The sequence below is a fragment of the Kribbella flavida DSM 17836 genome (assembly GCF_000024345.1).
Classification (GTDB): Bacteria; Actinomycetota; Actinomycetes; order Propionibacteriales; family Kribbellaceae; genus Kribbella; species Kribbella flavida.
Genome location: NC_013729.1, coordinates 6246316 through 6267187, shown reverse-complemented (window position 1 = coordinate 6267187; position 20872 = coordinate 6246316). Strand labels below are relative to the sequence as shown.

16 protein-coding genes and 1 riboswitch are annotated in these 20872 nt (G+C 71.6%); of the genes, 12 read left to right on the top strand and 4 right to left on the bottom strand.

Annotation, left to right across the window (positions count from 1 at the left end; all coding sequences use genetic code 11):
- Nucleotides 1-20 precede the first annotated feature (20 nt).
- The 3 genes from KFLA_RS28925 to KFLA_RS36020 all read left to right on the top strand — a co-directional run bounded on the left by KFLA_RS28925 (nt 21) and on the right by KFLA_RS36020 (nt 1932).
- Nucleotides 21-797, top strand: coding sequence for an alpha/beta fold hydrolase (locus KFLA_RS28925; protein ID WP_012923386.1), 777 nt, complete (start codon nt 21-23; stop codon nt 795-797).
- Entirely contained in the window at nt 794-1240 is a 447-nt protein-coding gene (locus KFLA_RS28920; RefSeq protein WP_012923385.1) for a YdeI/OmpD-associated family protein, read from the top strand. Before KFLA_RS28925 ends, KFLA_RS28920 begins: the two co-directional genes overlap by 4 nt.
- A gap of 131 nt (nt 1241-1371) precedes the next feature.
- Nucleotides 1372-1932: a hypothetical protein gene (locus KFLA_RS36020; protein ID WP_049797452.1), complete on the top strand. Its 561-nt coding sequence runs from the start codon at nt 1372-1374 to the stop codon at nt 1930-1932.
- An 81-nt stretch (nt 1933-2013) separates the two neighbouring features.
- On the opposite strand, the gene KFLA_RS28910 is transcribed toward KFLA_RS36020, so the two are convergent.
- On the bottom strand, nt 2014-2640 hold the full coding sequence (locus KFLA_RS28910; RefSeq protein WP_012923383.1) for a superoxide dismutase: 627 nt from the start codon (nt 2638-2640) through the stop codon (nt 2014-2016).
- A 773-nt stretch (nt 2641-3413) separates the two neighbouring features.
- Between KFLA_RS28910 and KFLA_RS28905 the strand changes: the two genes are divergently transcribed.
- Nucleotides 3414-6395, top strand: coding sequence for a glycine--tRNA ligase (locus KFLA_RS28905; protein WP_041290602.1), 2982 nt, complete (start codon nt 3414-3416; stop codon nt 6393-6395).
- A 109-nt stretch (nt 6396-6504) separates the two neighbouring features.
- Here KFLA_RS28905 and KFLA_RS28900 read toward each other — a convergent pair whose 3' ends face one another.
- Nucleotides 6505-7551, bottom strand: coding sequence for a GDSL-type esterase/lipase family protein (locus tag KFLA_RS28900; protein ID WP_012923381.1), 1047 nt, complete (start codon nt 7549-7551; stop codon nt 6505-6507).
- A gap of 177 nt (nt 7552-7728) precedes the next feature.
- Between KFLA_RS28900 and KFLA_RS28895 the strand changes: the two genes are divergently transcribed.
- The 3 genes from KFLA_RS28895 to KFLA_RS28885 all read left to right on the top strand — a co-directional run bounded on the left by KFLA_RS28895 (nt 7729) and on the right by KFLA_RS28885 (nt 10160).
- Nucleotides 7729-8721 (top strand): pyridoxal-phosphate dependent enzyme, encoded by a 993-nt coding sequence (locus tag KFLA_RS28895; RefSeq protein ID WP_012923380.1) that lies wholly within the window; start codon nt 7729-7731, stop codon nt 8719-8721.
- Nucleotides 8722-8776: 55 nt separating this feature from the next.
- Complete coding sequence (locus KFLA_RS28890) at nt 8777-9685, top strand: ribonuclease Z (protein WP_012923379.1); 909 nt, start codon at nt 8777-8779, stop codon at nt 9683-9685.
- Nucleotides 9686-9752: 67 nt separating this feature from the next.
- Nucleotides 9753-10160, top strand: coding sequence for a nitroreductase family deazaflavin-dependent oxidoreductase (locus KFLA_RS28885; RefSeq protein ID WP_012923378.1), 408 nt, complete (start codon nt 9753-9755; stop codon nt 10158-10160).
- Between the two features lie 33 nt (nt 10161-10193).
- On the opposite strand, the gene KFLA_RS28880 is transcribed toward KFLA_RS28885, so the two are convergent.
- A complete protein-coding gene (locus KFLA_RS28880) occupies nt 10194-11336 on the bottom strand; it encodes an epoxide hydrolase family protein (protein WP_012923377.1) in 1143 nt (380 codons plus the stop codon).
- Between the two features lie 61 nt (nt 11337-11397).
- Between KFLA_RS28880 and KFLA_RS28875 the strand changes: the two genes are divergently transcribed.
- From KFLA_RS28875 to KFLA_RS28860, 4 genes are all read left to right on the top strand, one after another.
- Nucleotides 11398-12330: a helix-turn-helix transcriptional regulator gene (locus KFLA_RS28875; protein ID WP_012923376.1), complete on the top strand. Its 933-nt coding sequence runs from the start codon at nt 11398-11400 to the stop codon at nt 12328-12330.
- 108 nt (nt 12331-12438) lie between these two features.
- Nucleotides 12439-12517, top strand: a riboswitch (S-adenosyl-L-homocysteine riboswitch).
- Between the two features lie 17 nt (nt 12518-12534).
- Entirely contained in the window at nt 12535-16134 is a 3600-nt protein-coding gene (metH, locus tag KFLA_RS28870) for a methionine synthase (RefSeq protein ID WP_012923375.1), read from the top strand.
- Between the two features lie 17 nt (nt 16135-16151).
- Nucleotides 16152-16628 carry a GNAT family N-acetyltransferase gene (locus tag KFLA_RS28865; RefSeq protein WP_012923374.1) on the top strand — a complete coding sequence of 159 codons (477 nt, stop codon included), beginning with the start codon at nt 16152-16154 and terminating at the stop codon, nt 16626-16628.
- A gap of 5 nt (nt 16629-16633) precedes the next feature.
- On the top strand, nt 16634-19156 hold the full coding sequence (locus KFLA_RS28860; protein WP_012923373.1) for an ATP-binding protein: 2523 nt from the start codon (nt 16634-16636) through the stop codon (nt 19154-19156).
- Here KFLA_RS28860 and KFLA_RS28855 read toward each other — a convergent pair.
- The gene (locus tag KFLA_RS28855; protein WP_012923372.1) at nt 19146-20363 is read right to left on the bottom strand and encodes an MFS transporter; all 1218 of its coding nucleotides are present in this window, start codon (nt 20361-20363) and stop codon (nt 19146-19148) included. The genes KFLA_RS28860 and KFLA_RS28855 overlap by 11 nt on opposite strands.
- Before the next feature lie 200 nt (nt 20364-20563).
- On the opposite strand from KFLA_RS28855, the gene KFLA_RS28850 reads away from it, so the two are divergent.
- A complete protein-coding gene (locus KFLA_RS28850; protein WP_012923371.1) occupies nt 20564-20836 on the top strand; it encodes a DUF4242 domain-containing protein in 273 nt (90 codons plus the stop codon).
- The last annotated feature ends 36 nt before the right edge of the window (nt 20837-20872 follow it).

Below are 20872 nucleotides of genomic sequence, written 5' to 3'. Positions count from 1 at the left end.
CAGACACCAGGAGAATCACGATGGACAAGGTCACCTCGGCGGACGGCACCGCGATCGCGTACGACCGGCTCGGCAACGGACCCGCGGCGGTCCTGGTCTGCGGCGGATCCGTGGACCGGATGTCGAACGCGCCGCTGGCCGCGCTGCTGGCGGAGCACTACACCGTCTACAACTACGACCGCCGCGGCCGGGGCGACTCCGGCGACGCCGAGGTCTACGCCGTCGAGCGGGAGTTCGAGGACCTGGAAGCGGTCTTCGCCGCGGCCGGGGGATCGGCCCACCTGTACGGGACGTCGTCCGGCGCCGCGCTGGCGTTGCTGGCGGCAGCGTCGGGACTCCCGGTGAACCGGCTGGCCCTGTGGGAGCCGCCGTACATCCTGGAGGGCGGCCGGCCGCGACCGCCGGCGAACACCGCGCAGATCTTCCGGGACTTCGTCGCGGCGGGCCGCCGGGACGCGGCCGCGGAGTACTTCATGGCCGAGGTGGTCGGGCTGCCGGCCGAGTTCGTGGCGATGGCGAAGGCGTCGCCGTGGTGGCCCGCGCAGGAGGCACTCGCGCACACGCTCGCGTACGACGCGACGGTGATGGGCGACTACTCGGTGCCGGTCGACGCGCTCGGCCGGGTCACCGTGCCGACGCAGGTGCTCACCGGCGGCGCTTCCTGGAGCTGGATGGTCGAGAGCAACCAGGCGGTGGTGGCAGGCTTGCCGGACGGCAGCCACCGGACGCTGCCCGGGCAGGAGCACACCGTGGACGCGGCCGTGATGGCGCAGGCGCTGAAGGAGTTCTGGCGATGAAGTTCCGTACCTTGCTGGAAGGGACCACGAAGGTCGGCTTCGAGGTGCCGGCGGAGATCGTCGAGGCGCTCGGCCAGGGAAAGCGGCCGGCCGTGCGGGTCACGATCGGCGGGTACACCTACCGCAACACCGTCGCGGTGATGGGCGGAAGGTACCTGGTCGGCGTGAGCGCGGAGCACCGCGCGGCGGCCGGAGTGGCCGGCGGCGACGAGGTGGAGGTCGAGCTCGAGCTGGACACCGCGCCGCGGCAGGTCGCCGTCCCGGCGGACTTCGCCGCCGCGCTGGACGCCCGCCCCGAGGCCCGGCAGTTCTTCGACGGCCTGTCCTACAGCCAGCGGCGCTGGTTCGTGCTCGGCATCGAAGAAGCCAAGAAACCCGAGACCCGCCGGGCCCGGATCGAGAAAGCCGTCGACCGCCTCGCTTCCGGCCGCGGCCAGCGCTGAGGTCGGGAGGCTTCGAGCGGTTTACTCTGCGGAGCGTCGCGCTTACTGTCGGTAGAGGAATTCCTGTTGCCGGGTGATCCGGGAGTGAGAAGCAAAGCCCCTCGAAGGAAGGCACCGCCATGCCCTGTCCCATGATCTCGCGCCGCGGTCTGACGGCGCTGTCGATCGGCCTTGCGATGGTCTGCGGTCTGCTCGCAGGCGCCTCGCCGGCTGCCCATGCCGAGGAGGAGCTCCCGCTGGCGGTATGCCCGGGGTACGTCGAGCAGACGATCAGTCCAGGGCTGGCCCTGCTGCCCCAGCTGCAAACGGTGACCGTGGACGGCGACTTCGCGCTGTGCACGGGACAACTCATCGATCCTGAGCATGTCTCCGCCGAGTACACCGCCAGGGCGTCCGGAGTGCTCAGCTGCACCCTCAACGTCCCGATCACGAACGCGAGCGGCACCGTGCGCTGGAAGGACGAGGACGGCCGGCACTCCGGCACGTCCCACTTCACCGGCGGCATCACGCTGAGCCAGCGGCCGCTGGGGGAGAACGTCGGGATCGTGGTGGCCACCATCGACTCGGGGGAGTTCGCCGGCCGCACCCTGGTGCTCGTCAGTGCCCGCCTGACCATCAACGTCGACCAGTGCCTGACCACCGGGGTCAAGCAGGTCGCCGGCCCGGGCTCACTGGAGATCCTGCCCCTCTGAGCAGACCCCGTTACGTCCGAAGAACCTCGGGGTGGTGCCCCAGGTTCTCCGGACGTCAGAGGTCGTCCGCCGGGTGACGCGTCAGGCGACGGTGATCAGGCCGCCGGCGTTGGCGCGGGCCGCGTCGAAGCGGGCCTGGGCGTCGGCCCAGTTCACCACGTTCCACCACGCCTTGACGTAGTCCGGCTTGACGTTCTTGTACTGCAGGTAGAAAGCGTGCTCCCACATGTCCAGCATCACCAGCGGGATCTGTCCGGCCGGCAGGTTGCCCTGCTGGTCGTACAGCTGGTGGATCAGCAGCTGACCCTGCAGCGCGTCCCAGCCGAGAATGGCCCAGCCGGACCCCTGGATGGTGGTCGCCGCCGCGGTGAAGTGCGCCTGGAAGGCGTCGAACGAGCCGAACGCCTCGTCGATCGCGGCCGCCAGCTCGCCGGTCGGCTTGTCGCCGCCCTCCGGCGACAGGTTCTTCCAGAAGATCGAGTGGTTGACGTGCCCGCCGAGGTTGAACGCGAGGGTCTTCTCCAGCCCGACGATCGCGCCGAAGTCGCCGCTCTCGCGGGCCCCGGCCAGCTTCTCGAGCGTGTCGTTGAGCGCCTTCACGTAGGTGGCGTGGTGCTTGGAGTGGTGCAGCTCCATGATCTCGCCGGCGATGTGCGGGGCCAGTGCGCCGTAGTCGTAGGTGAGGTCGGGAAGCGTGTACGTGGTCAACTCTGCTCCTTCGTCAGGGCCCGCGCGGGGCCGGTATCTCCGATGTCCTGTCTCAGCGGCACCAGCTTGAAACTTCAACCACGGTTGAGGTCAAGTCGCCACGCGGGGCGGCGTGGTGTCAGACCAGTGCCCGGTCCGTCGCCGCTCACGCGGTACGCGCCGGTCGTCTCCCAGCTTCACATACTCCGGCCGCGCACCCACGCCGGAGGTCGCCCCGTCTCATCCCCACCGCCCGCCTCAGAGCCTCCACCTCTCGAAGCGGCCCTCGCACCCCGGTCACCACCTACCAGGTACCGGTTCAGTACGACGGGGTGCCGCACCCGCGAGCTGCCGAGCGCGCTCACTACGACGGCCCACGCCGCGCCCGCAAACCAGCCCGTACCCCGCCCAAGCTGCCGCGAGAGTCCTCACCGGCACCCCCGCCTCCGACCTTGCGCACGGCTCGGCCATCGGCGAGGTCGCGGAACGGCTGAACCGTGCACGGAGTCGGCGTGTGCGGGAAGGTACGCCGACATCGTGCACGGCTCAGTGGTTCGTACGGCGGCGCAGGCGGCTGGGCCGTGCTCAACGTTGCGGCGGCAAGGAGCACCGACGTGATCGTGTTCGTCGGCCGTTCCTGCGGGGAAGGAAGTGCTGCGCGTGGTCGGGTGGTGACGGGTGGCGCGGGGACGGGGTGGGGGCGAATAGACTTCGGGGGCCGATCCCGGTGGCGTGCCCGGCCGCTGGGGTCCCGAGATCCCCGGACACCGAACGAGGTTGTTGTCGTGCTCACCATGCAGGACGCGCTGCTCGCGCTGACGAAGTACTGGACCGACCGGGGCTGCATGGTGGTGCAGCCGTTCAACACCGAGGTGGGGGCCGGCACGCTGAACCCGGCGACCATCCTGCGGGTGCTGGGTCCCGAGCCGTGGCGGGTCGCGTACGTCGAGCCGAGCGTTCGCCCCGACGACAGCCGCTACGGCGAGAACCCGAACCGGCTGCAGACGCACACCCAGTTCCAGGTGGTGCTCAAGCCGGACCCGGGCAACCCGCAGGAGCTGTTCCTGGCCAGCCTGGAAGCGCTCGGCATCGACATCCACGCGCACGACGTGCGGTTCGTCGAGGACAACTGGGCCAACCCGGCGACCGGGTCCTGGGGCCTGGGCTGGGAGGTCTGGCTGGACGGGCTGGAGATCACCCAGTTCACCTACTTCCAGCAGGCCGGCGGCATGACGCTGGACCCGGTGTCGGTGGAGATCACCTACGGCATCGAACGGATCATGATGGCGCTGCAGGGCGTCTCGCACTTCAAGGACATCGCCTACGCCCCGGGCATCTCGTACGGCGAGGCGTTCGGCCAGGCGGAGTACGAGATGAGCCGCTACTACCTGGACGACGCCGACGTGGAGAGCCAGAAGCGGCTCTTCGAGGAGTACGCGGCCGAGGCCCGGCGGATGCTCGACGCCCGCCTGCCGGTTCCGGCGCACGTGTACGTGCTGCGCTGCTCGCACACCTTCAACGTGCTCGATGCCCGCGGCGCGGTCAGCACGACCGAGCGCGCAAAGGCATTCGGCCGGATGCGCACGCTGGCCCGCGAGGTCGCCCAGCTCTGGGCCGAGCGGCGGACCGAGCTGGAGCACCCGCTCGGAGTCGCGGAGGTGCCGGCCGCGGCGCCGGTGCCGACCGAGTTCCCGAAGGTGAGCGGCACCCGGCAGCTGCTGTTCGAGATCGGCACCGAGGAGATGCCGCCGTCGGAGGTCACCAAGACCGCAGACGCGGTGCGTACGGCGCTGACCGAGAAGCTCGCCGCGACCCGGCTCGGCCACGGCACGGTCACGACGTACGCGACGCCGCGCCGGGTGGTCGCGTTCGTCACCGAGGTGCAGGCGGTCGAGCCGGACGCCGAGCGAGTCGTCCGCGGGCCGCGCAAGTCGGCCGCGTTCGATGCCGAGGGCAACGTCACGAAGGCGGCCGCCGGGTTCGCCCGTGGTCAGGGCGTCGGCACCGACCAGCTGCACGACCTGGACGTGGACGGCGTCGAGTACGTCGCGGTGACCAAGCCGGACCCGGGTCGCGGCGCCGCCGAGGTGCTCAGCGGGGTGCTGAGCGAGATCGTCAGCGGCCTGCGCTCGGACAAGAACATGCGCTGGAACGACGCGAAGCTGTCCTTCACCCGGCCGGTCCGCTGGCTGGTCGCGCTGCTCGGTGACCAGGTCGTGCCGGTCGCCGCGTCGACGCTGGCCGCCGGCCGGACCACCCGGGTGCACCGGACCGCGGCCCAGCCGACGGTGGAGATCGCCGCCGCCGAGGGCTATCTCGACCTGCTCCGGATCCACGGCATCGAGGCCGACCCGGCCCGCCGCCGCGAGCAGATCGTCACCGCCGCGCAGGAGCTGGCGAAGGCCGCCGGCGGCAGCGTCGACGTCGAGGGCGAGTCGGCGCTGATCGACCAGATCGTCAACCTGGTCGAGGAGCCGACCGCGATCCTCGGCAGCTTCTCCGCCGACTACCTGGACCTGCCGGCCGAGATCCTCACCACGGTGATGCGCAAGCACCAGCGGTACCTGCCGGTCCGCGACGCCGACGGCACGCTGCTGCCGCACTTCGTTGCCGTGGCCAACGGTTCGGTCGACGAGGACACCGTCCGGACCGGCAACGAGGGTGTGCTGCGGGCCCGGTACGAGGACGCCGCGTTCTTCTGGCGTGCAGACCTGCAGACCACGCCGGAGACGATGAAGGGCGAGCTGGACAAGCTGGCCTTCGAGCAGCGGCTCGGTTCGATGGCGCAGCGGGCCGGCCGGATCGGGCGGATCGCGGAGTCGCTGGCCGGCACCGTCGGGCTGGCCGGCGACGACCTGACGACGCTGCGGCGGGCCGCCGAGCTGGCGAAGTTCGACCTCGGGTCGCAGATGGTGGTGGAGCTGACCAGCCTGGCCGGCACGATGGCTCGGGAGTACGCGCGCCGTGCCGGTGAGACGGAGGCGGTCGCGCAGGCGCTGTACGACATGGAGCTGCCGCGGTCGGCCGGTGACCCGGTGCCGTCGACGACGCCGGGCGCCCTGCTGGCGCTGGCGGACCGCTTCGACCTGCTGGCCGGGCTGTTCGCGATCGGTGCCAAGCCGACCGGCAGCTCGGACCCGTTCGCGCTGCGCCGGGCCGCGGCCGGCGTCGTCGCGATCCTGCGCGAGCACCCGGAGCTGCGGGCGATCACCCTGCCCGTCGGGCTCGCCGCGGCCGCCGACCAGATCGGTGCCCAGGGCATCGAGGTGCCGGCCGAGTCGCTGGCCGAGGTGTCGGAGTTCTCCGTCCGCCGGTACGAGCAGCAGCTGATCGACCGGGGCGACGACCACCACCAGGTCGCCGCCGTCCTGCCGCTGGCCGAGGCGCCGGCGACGGCCGACGAGACGCTCGCCGAGCTCCGGCGTCAGGTCGAGACCGAGGGATTCGCCGAGCTGGTCGCCGTGCTGCAGCGGGTCCGCCGGATCGTGCCGGCCGACACCGACCCGCAGTACGACCCGAGCAAGCTGACCGAGCCGGCCGAGGTCGTGCTGCACGAGGCCGTGCAGAAGGTCAGCCCGGCGCCGACGACGCTCGCCGAGTTCGTGCCGGCGGCGGCGGTGCTGGTCGAGCCGGTCACCACGTTCTTCGAGGAGATCCTGGTGATGGCCGAGGACTCCGACGTGCGCGCCGCCCGCCTCGGCCTGCTCGCCACCATCCGCGACCTCGCCGCCCCGATCCTCGACTGGCAAGCCCTCGGTACCAGCCTGACCTCCTGACGCACACCGCTCTCAGCAGGACTGTGAACACCACCGCGGGACCGCGGACAGGGAACGCCTTGTCCGAGGTCCCGCGTTGCTGTTCACGCAGCCGACGGGTGGGCGGCCGTCAGAGGGGGAGAGTGAGCAGCGGGGCGAGGCGGTCGGCGAGCAGGCGGTAGCCGTCGGGGCCGGGGTGGAGGTCGTCGGCGTACAGGGCGTGGGCTTCCTCGGGGGTGAGGATCGTACGGCCGTCGACCAGCTGGAGGTCGGGGTCGGCGAGTGCGCGGGCGCCGAGCTCGACGCAGGCGCGGACGTCGTCGAGGGTGAGGCCGACCGCGTTCGGCCGGCCCTCCACCGCGGGAGCGACGAGCGGGGTGATCACCACCATCGGCGTGTGCGGATGCCCGTCGCGGACCGTGCGCAGGAACGACTCCACCTGCCCGGGCAGCGTCCGCCCGCTGAACGTCGCGCCGCCGTACACGTTGATGCCCAGGCAGAGCGAGATCAGCCGCGCCGGGGTGTCCCGGATCGTGCGGGCCGCCACCGGATCGAGCTGGCACTCCCCGGCGAACCCGAGCGACACCAGGTCCCATCCGTGCCGCCGCGCCACCAAGGCGGGCCAGGTCTCGGAGGGCCCGTACGCCCCGGTGCACTGGGTGATCGAGCTGCCGTACGTGATCCACCGCGGCCCCGTCGGCGGCAGCGGCACCGCCGGCTCCCCGGCAACTGCGCCGGTGGTCCCGTCCCCGGCGAACCCGTCTTCCGCGTCGAAGGCGACGGCGCGTACGCCGATCGCGCCGGCTTGCGGCAACCAGATCTGCAGCTCGACCGGACGGCCCGGAAGCGGGGCCGTGACCACCTGTTCGCCGGGCTCGATCTCCACCCGCCGATGCAGTTCTCCGTCGACCAGGAAGTCGACCGGCGCGATCTTCCCGGACAGGTCCAGCGCAGCGCGCAGCTCCAGACTCACCCGCGTCGCCGTCGTCCGCCAGGACGCCCGGACCCCCGCCGGTGTCGCCGCCCGCGACCACAACCGGTGTCCCGGCCGCTCGGCATCCCCGTACCAGTCCTGCAGCCCCACCGCCTCGCCGCGCGGATCCAGCCGCCAGAACGTCGCCCACCCGTCGGCGTCCACCTCCCGCAACCGGTAGCCGGTCCACAGCGCATCGACCATCACTGGTCCTCGCCGCGCGGAGCCGTCGTCCGGCTCGCCACCTGCAGGGTGAGCGCCTTGGCTCCGGCCACGTCGGCTCCTTCACCTCGTCGAGGGTCCCGGCAGTACGCATCGATCATGTCATCGCCGCCGAGTACGCTGCGAAGCCAGCGTGGCGTCGGGTGTGAGGGAGCTGGAATGTCCGAGCAGACCACTGAAGCACCGAGCCCGGCCGAGGTCGCGGCGCGGTCGGAGCGGGTCACGCCGCGGCTGCGGCAGCACCTGCCGGTCACGCCGCTGGTGCGGTTCGGCGCGTTCAGCGAGGAGCTCCGGGCCGAGGTGCTGGTGAAGTGCGAGCACCAGCAGCGCACCGGCTCGTTCAAGGCGCGCGGCGCACTGGCGAAGCTGCTCCCGCTGACCGATGAGCAGCGGGCGCGGGGAGTGGTCACCGCCTCGACCGGCAACCACGCGCTTGGTGTCGGCAACGCGCTGGCGGCACTCGGCGGTCGCGGCATCGTGTACCTGCCGGAGAACGCGTCGCCCAGCAAGGTCGCGGCGCTGCGCCGGTTCGGGCTGGAGATCCGCGCCGAGGGTACCGACTCCGGCGTACTGGAACCGAAGGCCCGCGCGTACGCCGCCGAGCACGGCCTGACCTACGTCTCGCCGTACAACGACCTGGACATCGTCGCCGGGCAGGGCACGGTCGGGGTGGAGATCCTCGAGCAGCTGAGCGGCCGGGCGCTGGACGCGGTGGTCGTCGCGGTCGGCGGCGGTGGGCTGGTCAGCGGCGTCGCGTCCGTGCTCAAGAAGCACCGGCCGGGCATCAGGGTGTACGGCGCCTCGCCGGCCGGGGACGCGGCGATGGCCGCCTCCGTCGAGGCCGGTGAGATCGTGCAGGTCGACGGCCGGCACACCCTGTCCGACGGGACCGCCGGCAGTGTCGAGCCGGGCAGCATCACCTTCGGCCTGTGCCGGGACCTGGTCGACGACTGGGTGCTGGTCAGCGAGGACGCGATCAGCGCCGCGTTGCGGACGGTGATCGACACCGAGCACCAGTTGGTCGAGGGGTCGGCGGCGATGGCGTTCGCGGCGGCCCGGGCCCGGCGTACGGAGCTCGAGGGACAGCGGGTCGCGATCGTCTCCTGTGGCGGCAACATCTCCTCGAGCACGCTGGTGGCGGCGCTGGCCTGACACCGCCGGGGGACATCGGCCGGGTGGCGTTGCGGCCGGCACTACTGTGAAGCGCGTGCGTGAACTCGTTGTGCTCGGCACCGGAAGCCAGGTGGCCTCCCGGGAACGCAACCAGAACGGCTACTTCCTGCGCTGGGACTCCGACGGGTTCCTGTTCGATCCCGGCGAGGGGACCCAGCGGCAGATGCTGTACGCCGGTGTCCCGGCCACGGCGGTCACCCGGCTCTGCGTGACCCACTTCCACGGCGACCACTGCCTCGGCGTACCGGGGGTGGTCCAGCGGCTGTCGCTCGACGGCGTGCCGCATCCCGTGCACGCGCACTACCCGGCGTCCGGGCAGCAGTACTTCACCCGGCTCCGGTACGCCGCGTCGTTCTTCGAGCGGGCCGAACTGCGCGAGGAGCCGATCGACGAGGAGGGCCTGTTGTCGGTCGGGCCGTTCGGCCAGTTGTGGGTCCGCCGGCTGGAACACCCCGTCGAAGCCTTCGGGTACCAGCTGATCGAGCCCGACGGGCGGCGGATGCTGCCCGACCGGCTCGCGGCGTACGGGGTGAGCGGTCCGGCGGTCGGCCGGTTGCAGGCGGCCGGCTCCCTGGTCGTCGACGGGCGGACGGTGACCGTCGAGCAGGTGAGCGAGCCGCGGCGCGGGCAGCGGTTCGCGTTCGTGATGGACACCCGGTTGTGCGAGGGCGTCTTCCGGCTGGCCGACGGCGCCGACCTGCTGGTGATCGAGTCGACCTACCTGTCCACGGAGGCGACGCTGGCCCGGCGCTTCGGCCATCTCACCGCGCGGCAGGCGGCCCGGGTCGCCCAGCAGTGCGGCGTCCGGACGTTGGTGCTGACCCACTTCTCCCAGCGGTACACCGACATGCGGCTGTTCGAGGAGGAGGCGCGGGCCGAGTTCGACGGTGACGTGGTGATCGCCGCCGACCTCGCCCGGGTGCCGGTTCCGGCGCGCCGGTGAGGGCGGGAATCCCGGCGGCGACGATATCGTTGCATTTTGAATAACCGCAGAGTCAAGGAGACAGCCAGTGTTGTACGGCGCCGAGCACGTGAAGGCCTACGAGGACAGCGACGGCGAGACCGGGTACGACTGGGGCGATCAGGGCGCGAAGATCCTGATCCTCACCACGGTCGGCCGCAAGTCCGGCGAGCAGCGCAAGAACCCGCTGATCTTCCGCGAGGTCGAGGGCGGCTACGCGATCGTGTCCTCCAACGGAGGTGCGCCGTCGCACCCGGCCTGGCACCACAACCTGCTGGCCGACCCGAACGTCAAGGTGCAGATCAAGGGCGACCGGTTCGCCGCGCGGGCCCGCGTCGCCACCGCCGAGGAGCGGGCGAAGATCTGGCCGCAGATGGTCGAGGTGTGGCCGGACTACGACACCTACACCACCCGGACCGACCGCGAGATCCCGATCGTCATTCTGGAACGCGCCTGATCCGGTGAACGGGCGGGCCCGGCCGGGCCCGCCTCATCGCAGCCCGGCGAAGAACTCCCGGACGTCGGTAAGCAGCAGTTCTGGCTCCTCCAGGGCCGCGAAGTGGCCGCCCCGGTCGACGTCAGTCCAGCGGGTGACGGTGTTCTCCCGCTCGGTGTAGCGGCGGATGCCGACGTCGTGCGCGAAAACGATGGCCCCGGTCGGCACGCCCGAGTTCGCCGGCGTCCGGCCCCAGCCGCCCTGCTGCGCGTAGCCGACGTACGCCGCGGAGCCGGCCGAGCCGGTCAGCCAGTAGATCATCACGTTCGTCAGCAGGGTGTCCCGGTCGAGCAGCGCGTCCGGCAGGGTGGTCCGCGGATGCGTCCACTCGCGGAACTTGTCCATGATCCAGGCCAGCTGCCCGACCGGGGAGTCGACCAGCCCGTAGGCCAGGGTCTGCGGCCGGGTCGACTGGATCGCGATGTAGCCGAACTCCTCCGCCATGAAGGCGTTGATCCGCGCCACCCGGTCCTGCTCCAGCGGCGTGAGCGTCGCGAGCTCGTCGTCCGGCAGCGGCATCGGCGGCAGCGGGCCCGGCCCGTTCAGGTGCACCCCGACGACGTGCTCGGGGTCCACCCGTCCGACCTCCGGCGAGACGGCCGCGCCGATGTCGCCGCCCTGGACGCCGTACTTGGCGTAGCCGAGCCGGTTCATCAACTCGGCCCAGGTCCGGGCGATCCGCTCGGTACCCCAGTCCGTGCCGACGATCGGGGTCGAGAAGCCGAAGCCGGGCAGCGACGGGACGACCACGTGGAACGCGTCGGCCGCCGACCCGCCGTACGCGACGGGGTCGGTCAGCAGGCCGATCAGGTTCAGGAACTCGACGAACGAGCCGGGCCAGCCGTGCGTCAGCAGCAACGGCAACGCGTCCGGCTCCGCCGACCGCACGTGCAGGAAGTGAATGGTCTGGCCGTCGATCTCGGTCGTGTACTGCGGGATGTCGTTGAGGCGCTGCTCGATCGCGCGCCAGTCGTACTGCGTGCGCCAGTAGTCGACCAGGTCGCTCAGCCAGCTCACCGGGACGCCGGTGTCCCAGCCGTCGCCGGGAAGCGGTGCGGGCAGCCGGGCGTCGTCGAGCCGGCGCCGGAGGTCGTCGAGAGTGGCCTGCGGGACGTCGATGCGGAACGGAGTGATCATGCTTCGACAATGTCAGCCAGTTAGGACAGCTTCGGTCCTAGCTTGCTGACAGACTTCGGCCATGTTGGAAACCTCGGCACGGCTGCTCAAACTGCTCTCCCTGCTGCAGGCTCCCCGCGACTGGTCGGGAGCGGGGCTGGCGCGTGAGCTCGGCGTCGGTGTCCGGACCGTACGGCGGGACGTCGACAAGCTGCGCAACCTCGGCTATCCGGTCGAGGCTGTCGCCGGAGTGGCGGGTTATCGGCTCGGCGCCGGAGCGGCGCTGCCGCCGCTGCTGCTGGACGACGAGGAGGCCGTCGCGGTCGCGATCGGTCTGCGGGCGTCGGCTGCCGGGGGAGTGGCCGGGCTGGAGGAGTCGTCGGTCCGCGCGCTGGCCAAGCTCGAACAGGTCTTGCCGTCCAGGCTTCGGCATCGGGTCCGCCTGCTGCAGTCGGTCGCCGTACCGGCTACTCAGGGGGCTGCGGTGGATCCGGACGTGCTGCTGGCCGTGGCTGCTGTCTGCCGGGATCACCAGCGGCTGCGCTTCGACTACCGCAGCCACGACGGTACGGCGAGCGTCCGAACCACCGAGCCGCATCGGCTGATCCACACCGGCCGCCGCTGGTACCTCGTGGCGTGGGACCTCGACCGGCAGGACTGGCGCACCTACCGCCTCGACCGGATCACCCCGCGCATCCCGACCGGTCCGCGGTTCACCCCGCGCGAGGTCCCCGACTTGGCCGCCAGCGGCGCCGGCATCGCGTCCGGCGCCTACCGGTACCAGGGCGTCTTCCGGATGAGCGCGCCCGCTCAGGAGGTCGCGGACCGGCTGGCCTCGTCGACCGGCACCGTGGAACCCGTCGACGAAACCACCTGCCTGGTCAGCACAGGCTCCAACTCTCTCGACGAGCTGCTCCTGTACGTCGCCCTGCTGGGCTTCGACTTCGAGGTCGTCTCCCCACCAGAGCTGGCCGGCCACGCCCGCCAGCTCGCCGCCCGGCTCGGCGGGTGCTGATCGAGTCCGGTTCGGCCGAGAGCTGCACTGGGCGGACTTGGACACCTGTCTCACCCATCGGGCAGCGATTTCCGTCCGTGCCCCGGTCGGCCGGTAGCATTGCGGATCCAGGTCGAGAGGCGCTGCAACGGGCCGGAGGCCCGCCACGCTCGACCCGATGTTCAGACCGCAAGGGCGCCTCCGGAGATCTTCTGGAGGCCAAGGGTGACCACAAGCTCGTTGCGAGACCTGCTCGACCGGCGAATCGCGGTGCTGGACGGTGCGTGGGGCACGATGCTGCAGGCCGCCAACCTCACGTCCGAGGACTACCAGGGCGACCGGTTCCTCGACCACAGCCACGACGTCAGCGGGGACCCCGACCTGCTGAACCTGATGCGCCCCGACCTCATTCTGGACGTGCACCGGCAGTACCTGGACGCCGGCGCGGACATCACCACCACGAACACCTTCACCGCGACCAGCATCGGCCAGGCCGACTACGGCCTGCAGTCCCTGGTGCGGGAGATGAACCTGGAGGGCGCCCGGCTGGCGCGACAGGCCGCCGACGAGGCCGGTGGCCGGTTCGTGGCCGGGTCGGTCGGGCCGCTGAACGTCACGCTGTCGTTGTCGCCGCGGGTCGAGGACCCGGCGTACCGGGCGGTGTCGTTCGAGCAGGTGCGCGACTCGTACGCCGAGCAGATCACCGCGCTGCGCGACGGCGGTGTCGACCTGCTGCTGATCGAGACGATCTTCGACACCCTGAACTGCAAGGCCGCGATCGCCGCCGCCCGCGAGGCCGCCCCCGAGCTGCCGCTGTGGATCTCGCTGTTCGTCGACCTGTCCGGCCGCACCCTGTCCGGCCAGACCGTCGAGGCGTGGTGGAACTCGATCGAGCACGCCGAGCCGCTGGTGGTCGGGGTGAACTGCTCGCTCGGCGCGCGGGAGCTGCGGCCGCACGTCGCCGACCTGGCCCGGTTCGCCGACACCTACGTCGCCAGCCACCCGAACGCCGGCCTGCCGAACGCCTTCGGCGGCTACGACGAGACGCCCGAGCAGACCGCCGGGATGATCGGGGAGTTCGCCGAGTCCGGCCTGGTGAACATCGTCGGCGGCTGCTGCGGCACCACGCCGGCGCACATCGCCAAGATCGCCCAGGCGGTCGCCGGGGCCGCCCCGCGCACCGTCGTACCGCCGGCCGGGACGACCCGGTTCAGCGGGCTGGAGCCGTTCAAGATCGGCGCCGACACCGGCTTCGTGATGATCGGCGAGCGGACCAACGTGACCGGCTCGGCCAGGTTCCGCCGGCTGATCGAGTCCGACGACTTCCAGGCGGCGGTCGACGTGGCGCTGGACCAGGTCCGCGGCGGCGCGAACCTGCTGGACGTCAACATGGACGCCGACCTGCTGGACAGCGAGCAGGCGATGACCACGTTCCTGAACCTGATCGCGACCGAGCCCGAGGTGGCCCGCATCCCGATCATGATCGACAGCTCGAAGTGGACCGTGCTGGAAGCCGGCCTGAAGTGCGTGCAGGGCAAGGGCGTGGTCAACTCGATCAGCCTGAAGGAGGGCGAGCAGGAGTTCCTCGAGCGGGCCCGGCGGATCCGCGACTACGGCGCCGGCGCGGTGGTGATGGCCTTCGACGAGCAGGGCCAGGCCGACACCGTCGAGCGCAAGGTGGACATCTGCGGCCGCGCGTACGACCTGCTGACCGGGATCGGTTTCCCGGCCGAGGACATCATCTTCGACCCGAACGTGCTCGCCGTCGCCACCGGCATGTCCGAGCACAACGGCTACGCCAAGAACTTCATCGACGCGCTACCGCTGATCAAGCAGCGCTGTCCCGGCGTGCACATCAGCGGCGGCATCTCGAACCTGTCGTTCTCGTTCCGCGGCAACGACATCGTGCGCGAGGCGATGCACTCGGCCTTCCTGTACCACGCGGGCAAGGCCGGCCTGGACATGGGCATCGTGAACGCCGGCCAGCTGGCGGTCTACGAGGACATTCCCAAGGACCTGCTGGAGCTGGTCGAGGACGTCATCTTCAACCGGCGCGACGACGCCACCGACCGGCTGGTGAGCTTCGCCGAGAACGTGAAGGGCAAGGGCACCCAGCGCGTCGTCGACCTGAGCTGGCGTGAGGGCACGGTCGAGCAGCGGCTGTCGCACGCGCTGGTGCACGGCATCGTCGACTACGTCGAGGCCGACACCGAGGAGGCGCGGCAGCAGTTCGCCCGGCCGCTGGAGGTGATCGAGGGCCCGCTGATGGACGGCATGAAGATCGTCGGCGACCTGTTCGGTGCCGGCAAGATGTTCCTGCCGCAGGTGGTGAAGAGCGCCCGGGTGATGAAGCGCTCGGTCGCCTACCTGGAGCCGTTCATGGAGGCCGAGAAGGAGCTGGCCCGGCAGGAGGGCCGCACCGAGGACGTGCGCGACCAGGGCAAGGTGGTGCTGGCCACGGTCAAGGGCGACGTGCACGACATCGGCAAGAACATCGTCGGCGTGGTGCTCGGCTGCAACAACTACGAGGTGATCGACCTCGGCGTGATGGTGCCGGCCGCGAAGATCCTCGACACCGCGATCGCCGAGGGCGCCGACGTGGTCGGTCTGTCCGGGCTGATCACCCCCTCGCTGGACGAGATGGTCACGGTCGCCGCCGAGATGCAGCGCCGCGGGCTGGAACTGCCGCTGCTGATCGGTGGCGCGACCACGTCCAAGCAGCACACGGCGGTCCGGATCGCCCCGGCGTACGACCAGACCACGGTGCACGTGCTGGACGCGTCCCGGGTGGTCGGCGTGGTCTCCGACCTGCTGGACAAGGACCGCTCGCAGACCCTTGCCCTCAGCAACCGTGAGGACCAGGACCGGCTCCGCGAGCAGCACGCGAGCAAGCAGCGTGCCCCGCTGCTGTCGATCGACGACGCCCGGGCCAACCGCGAGCCGGTCGAGTACGGCGAACTGCCGGTGCCGGCGTTCACCGGGCTGCGCCGCGAGGCGCCGAGCCTGGAGACGCTGCGGGCGATGATCGACTGGCAGTTCCTGTTCCTGGCCTGGGAGCTGAAGGGCAAGTACCCGGCGATCCTGGAGCAGCCGGTCGCCCGCGAGCTGTTCGACGACGCGAACACGCTGCTCGACCAGATCGTGGCCGACAAGTCGTTCACCGCCGAGGGCGCGTACGGGTTCTGGCCGGCGCACAGCGAGGGCGACGACATCGTGCTGGACGGGCTCGGGGTGTCGTTCCCGATGCTGCGCCAGCAGACCCAGAAGCCGGCCGGCCGGTACAACCGCTGCCTGGCCGACTACGTGGCGCCGGCCGGTGACCACCTCGGTGGGTTCGGCGTCGCGATCCACGGCGCCGAGGAGCTGGCCGCGCGGTACGAGGCGCAGAACGACGACTACCGCGCGATCATGGTCAAGGCGCTCGCGGACCGGCTGGCCGAGGCGTTCGCCGAGTGGATCCACCTGGAGGCCCGCAAGGCCTGGTTCGAGCCGGACGCCGAGCCGGTGCTGGAAGATCTGCACGCCGAGCGGTTCCGCGGCATCCGGCCCGCGCTGGGGTACCCGGCCAGCCCGGACCACAGCGAGAAGAAGGAGCTGTTCGACCTGATCGAGGCCGAGAAGCTGGGCCTGGGGCTGACCACGTCGTACGCGATGACGCCGGCCGCGGCGGTGTCCGGCCTGATCTTCGCCAGCCCGTCGGCGCGCTACTTCAGCGTCGGCCGGCTCGGCCGCGACCAGATCGAGGACTACGCCAAGCGCCGCGGTCTGCCGGTCGCTGAGATCGAGCGCTGGCTCCGGCCGAACCTCGCCTACGACCCGCAGTAGGTGGCACGGTGGGGCGTATGACCGTGATCGTGCGCCCCGCCGCACCGGCCGACGCGGACGCCGTCGCCTGCATCTGGTACGCCGGCTGGGGCGACGGTCACCTGGGCCACGTCCCGGACGAGCTCGTCGCCGTCCGCACCGAGCAGTCGTTCCACACCCGGGCCGCCGAGCGCGTCGCCGCCACCACCGTGGCCGCCGTCGACGGCCGGGTCGCCGGGTTCGTGATCGTGGCCGGGGACGAGGTCGAGCAGGTCTACGTCTCCCGCGACCACCGCGGCTCCGGCGTCGCCGGCAGGTTGCTCGCCGAGGCGGAGCGACAGGTCAAGGCCGCCGGCCACTCCCGCGCCTGGCTGGCAGTTGCCACCGGCAACGCCCGGGCCCGGCGCTGCTACGAACGCTCCGGCTGGCAGGACGACGGCGCGTTCGCCTACCCTGCCTCCACCGAGTCCGGCCCGGTCGCGGTCGACTGCCATCGGTACGTGAAGCAGGTCTGATCTCCATGTTCCTGGAGCGTGAGCCGCTGCTCGCCGAGCTGCGGGACTGCAGGCCGGGCACGCTGGTCCTGATCGGCGGCGAGGCAGGGATCGGCAAGACCACGCTGGTGCGCGTTCACTGCGGGTCGCTGCCGGCGGACCTTCCGGTGCGCTCCGGGTTCTGCGACGCGCTGGGAACGCCGCGGGCGCTCGGGCCGTTGCACGACATCGCCAAGTCGGTTCCGGCCCTGGCCGGTCTGCTGGCTGCCGGAGCGGATCGGCACCGCGCGTTCACCACCTTGCTCGACCTGCTCGCCGAAGGTCCGTCGGTGACGGTGATCGAGGACGTGCACTGGGCCGACGAGGCGACTCTCGACCTGTTGATCTACCTCGGTCGCCGCATCGCCGACCTGCCGGCGGTCGTCCTGGTCACCTACCGCCCGGAGGAGGTTGGACGCGACCACCCGCTGCGTCGGGTCCTGGGCGACCTGGCCACTGCCCGCGCCGTGCGCCGGATCCAGGTGCCGGCGCTGTCGCCGGACGCAGTGGCGGCGTTGTCGGAGCCACTCGGTCGGGACGGTGTCCGGTTGCACGCGGTCACCGGCGGCAACCCGTTTTTTGTCACCGAGGCGCTCAGCGCACCGGCCGACGACGTGCCCGCGACCGTGCGCGACGCGGTCCTGGCCCGAGCGCATCGCCTCGGCCCGGCAGCGCGAGCCGTGCTCGACGTGGTTTCGCTGGTTCCGGACCGCGCCGAGGCCGGACTCGTCGACCCGGACGCGCTGGAGCCCTGCTTGCTGTCCGGCATGCTGGTGCTCGAGGACGGCGCGGTGCGGTTCCGGCACGAGCTGGCCCGGCGGGCGGTGGAATCCGACGTCTCCGCAGTACGGCGGTCGCTGCTGCACGGCAAGGTGCTCGACCACCTCGCCGGCCTCGACGGGGTCGACCCCGCACGGCTGGCCCATCACGCCGAAGCGGCCGGGGATCGAGCGGCGGTTCTGCGGTACGCACCGCAGGCGGCGGAGCGAGCCGCTCAGGCTGGGGCCCACCGGGAAGCGGCGGCGCAGTACGGCCGCGCAGTACGGCACTGCGTGGGGTTGCCGGTGGAGCAGCAGGCGCAGTTGTGGGAGCAGCTGGCTGAGCAGTGTGATCACAGCGACGCCCTGACCGACGGGATCGCGGCTGCCCGGCGCGCGATCGAGTTGTGGCAGTCGGCCGGGGATCCCGACCGGCAGGGGCGGGTGATGGCCCAGTGCTCGCTGATGTTGTGGAAGACCGCCGAGAACGCGGCGGCGCACGAGATGGCCACAGCCGCCGCCGCTCTGCTCCGGAGCCGTCCTCCGGGACGAGCTCTTGCCCAGGCCCTCGCCGCCCACGCCCGGCTGCTGATGCTGGCACGGGAGATGCCGGCGGCGATCTCGGTCGGCGCCCGGGCCGTCGAGCTGGCCGAGCGGCTCGGGGACACGCAGACGCTGGGGCGGGCCCTGAACGCCGTCGGAACCGCTCACTTCCTCGCCGATCCCGACCGGGCGGTCGAGCTCCTGGAGGCCGGTCTGGCGGCGTCCTCGACGGCCGGGGACGACGCAGGCATCGCCGCCGCGATGGTCAATCTCGGGTCCGGCGCCGGCGAGATCCGGCGGTACGACGTGGCCGACCGCTGGTTGGCGGAGGCGGTCGCCTGGTGCTCCGAGCGGGACCTGGACTCGTCGCGGGTCTACGCGCTGGCCTGGCAGGCTCGCTCCGATTTCGAGCAGGGCCGCTGGGCCGCGGCCGAGCAACGGGCACATGAGGTGATCGAGGGGACCGGGCAGCACGTGCCGGCACGGATCATCGCGTGCACCGTGCTCGGCTGGTTGCGCGCCCGGCGGGGCGATCCGGACTTCTCCGCTCCGCTGGACACGGCGTGGCGGCTCGCTCGGCAGACCGGTGACCTCCAACGCCTCTGGCCCGCTGTGGCGGCGCGGGCCGAGGCCGCTTGGTTGAGTGGATCAGACGGGACGACGCGACTCGACGGGGCGGCCGAGGGGGTCGGCGCGGACCTGCGGGCGACGTACGAGCTGGCACTGCGGTTGCGGCATCCGTGGGCGGTCGGCGAGCTCGGGTCCTGGCTCGGGGTCGAGCTCCCTGACTTCGCGGCCGCGCCGTACCGCGATGGCGACCGCTGGCGCGCACTGGGCTGCCCGTACGAAGCCGCGCTGTTCCTGGCGCAGGACGAGGATCCGCAGCGGCAGGTGGCCGGGCTGGAGGAGCTGCAGCTGCTCGGAGCGTGGGGCGCGGCGCATCGGGTTGCCCGGCAGCTTCGGCGCGAAGGCGTGGCGAGGGTGCCGCGCGGACCGCGTCCGGCCACCCGGAGCAATCCGGCAGGCCTCACCGACCGCGAGACCGAGGTACTGGCCCTGGTGGCCCAGCACCTGCGCAATGCCGAGATCGCTGCGCGGCTGCACATCTCGGCCAAGACGGTGGATCATCACGTGTCCGCCGTGCTCGGCAAGCTGGGGGTGTCCACCCGGCAGGAAGCCGGCCGCTGGTTCCGCGCGTTCACCGGATGACGCGAAGCCGGCGGGTCGCCGGGACGACCAGCAGGGCGGCGGCACAGAGCAAGCCGACGCCGGTCGCGAAGACCATCAGCGGGACCTCACCGGTGAGGCCCGCCAGTGGACCGGCGACGGTACGGCCGAGCGCCATCGTGACCAGTGAGCCGGCCACGTCGTAGGCGTAGACCCGGTTCAGCAACTCTGGCGGGACCTGCGTCTGCACGGTGGTCGACCACAGCACCGACCAGAACGCGATGCCGGCCCCTGCGACGGCCCAGCCGGCCATCAGCACGGACAGCTCCGGCCGCACGGCCGGGACCACCGGGTAGATCGCGAACAGCGCCCAGCCGATCGCGCCGACCGCGAGGGGACGGCGCGGGCGGAACCTGATCGCGAGCGTTCCGCCGATCGCGCCGCCGGCGCCGAAGGCGGCCAGGCCGAGACCGAGCGCGGTGGAGCCGAGGTGGCCGATCACCAGTTCCGCGCCGATCGGCAGGGACACCCCCACGACGAAGCAGCCGTAGAACCCGAAGATCGCGATGACCGCCCACAGCCAGGTCCGCGCCCGGAACGCCTGCCAGCCCTCGGCCAGCTCGGTGAAGAACGAGGCGCTCCGGGCGACCGGCGCGGTGCCGAGCCGCAGGGCCAGCAGGCAGACGCCGCTGACGGCGTACGTCGCGGCGTAGAGCGCGAAGACGACGGCCGGGCCGGCCAGGCCGACCAGCACTCCGGCCAGCGCCGGACCGAGCACGCTGGCCATCGACTCTGCGATCCGCAGGGTCCCGTTGGCGCGCTGGACGTCGTCCGCGACCTGCGGAACCATGCTGGCGACCCCCGGCTGGAACATCGCCGTGGCGGCGCCGCTGAGGAACTGCAGCAGCACGATCAGGACCAGCGACGGCGTGCCGAACGCGAACAAGGCCGCGGTGATCGCCTGCAGCACGAACCGGGCGAAGTCGGCCAGCACCATCATCCGGCGAGGGGTGAACCGGTCGGCGAGGACCCCGCCGAACAGCATGCACAGGGCCACCGCCGCCAGCCAGGCGCCGAGCGCGTAGCCGACCCCGGTGGCGCCGTAGCCGGCGTCGAGCACGCCGACCGACAGGGCCACCGGGATCATCGCGTCGCCGAGCAGCGACGTCGTGCGGGCGGCGAAGTACAGCCGGAAGTTGGCCGACCACAACGAGCGCACTCCGGGCGGTTCGAGGGCGGTGGGAGTCATTAGTGATCCTCACGAAAGCACCTGTCTGGGTGCAACGGAACCTATCCTGCCCACCCCTGCTGCTCCGGGCGTTTTCACCCAGCGAGACGGCTGGTCTGGGGAACTGGTCCGGCCAAGATGGGGAGGAACTCCCGATGAGTGGTCCGGTGGCGGCAAGGCAGGCTTTCCGGCAGGACAAGCCATCCCACGAGAGGAACGACATGACCCGCTACCTGGTCGAACGCACCTTCCCCGACGGTCTCGCCATCCCGGCCGACGACCGCGGCGCCAAGGCTTGCCTCGACGTCGTCGACGGCAACGCCCAGCACGCAGTGACCTGGGTGCACTCCTACGTCTCCCCGGACCACCGCACGACGTACTGCGTCTACGACGGTCCCTCCCCGGAGGCGATCCGCCAGGCCGCCGCCACCAACGGCCTGCCCGTCGGCAAGATCACCGAGGTGCGGGTCCTGGACCCGTACTTCTACCACTGAGCCGCCGCCGGCGGTCCTGGCCCGGTCCAGGGCCGG

Bases quoted from the DNA above. Each gene is read 5' to 3' on its own strand.
- KFLA_RS28895 (WP_012923380.1), top strand. From the start codon at position 7,729: ATGTCCGAGCAGACCACTGAAGCACCGAGCCCGGCCGAGGTCGCGGCG.
- KFLA_RS28850 (WP_012923371.1), top strand. From the start codon at position 20,564: ATGACCCGCTACCTGGTCGAACGCACCTTCCCCGACGGTCTCGCCATC.
- KFLA_RS28875 (WP_012923376.1), top strand. From the start codon at position 11,398: ATGTTGGAAACCTCGGCACGGCTGCTCAAACTGCTCTCCCTGCTGCAG.
- KFLA_RS28925 (WP_012923386.1), top strand. From the start codon at position 21: ATGGACAAGGTCACCTCGGCGGACGGCACCGCGATCGCGTACGACCGG.
- KFLA_RS28900 (WP_012923381.1), bottom strand. From the start codon at position 7,551: ATGGTCGATGCGCTGTGGACCGGCTACCGGTTGCGGGAGGTGGACGCC.
- KFLA_RS28905 (WP_041290602.1), top strand. From the start codon at position 3,414: ATGCAGGACGCGCTGCTCGCGCTGACGAAGTACTGGACCGACCGGGGC.
- KFLA_RS28855 (WP_012923372.1), bottom strand. From the start codon at position 20,363: ATGACTCCCACCGCCCTCGAACCGCCCGGAGTGCGCTCGTTGTGGTCG.
- KFLA_RS28880 (WP_012923377.1), bottom strand. From the start codon at position 11,336: ATGATCACTCCGTTCCGCATCGACGTCCCGCAGGCCACTCTCGACGAC.
- KFLA_RS36020 (WP_049797452.1), top strand. From the start codon at position 1,372: ATGATCTCGCGCCGCGGTCTGACGGCGCTGTCGATCGGCCTTGCGATG.
- KFLA_RS28920 (WP_012923385.1), top strand. From the start codon at position 794: ATGAAGTTCCGTACCTTGCTGGAAGGGACCACGAAGGTCGGCTTCGAG.
- KFLA_RS28865 (WP_012923374.1), top strand. From the start codon at position 16,152: ATGACCGTGATCGTGCGCCCCGCCGCACCGGCCGACGCGGACGCCGTC.
- KFLA_RS28860 (WP_012923373.1), top strand. From the start codon at position 16,634: ATGTTCCTGGAGCGTGAGCCGCTGCTCGCCGAGCTGCGGGACTGCAGG.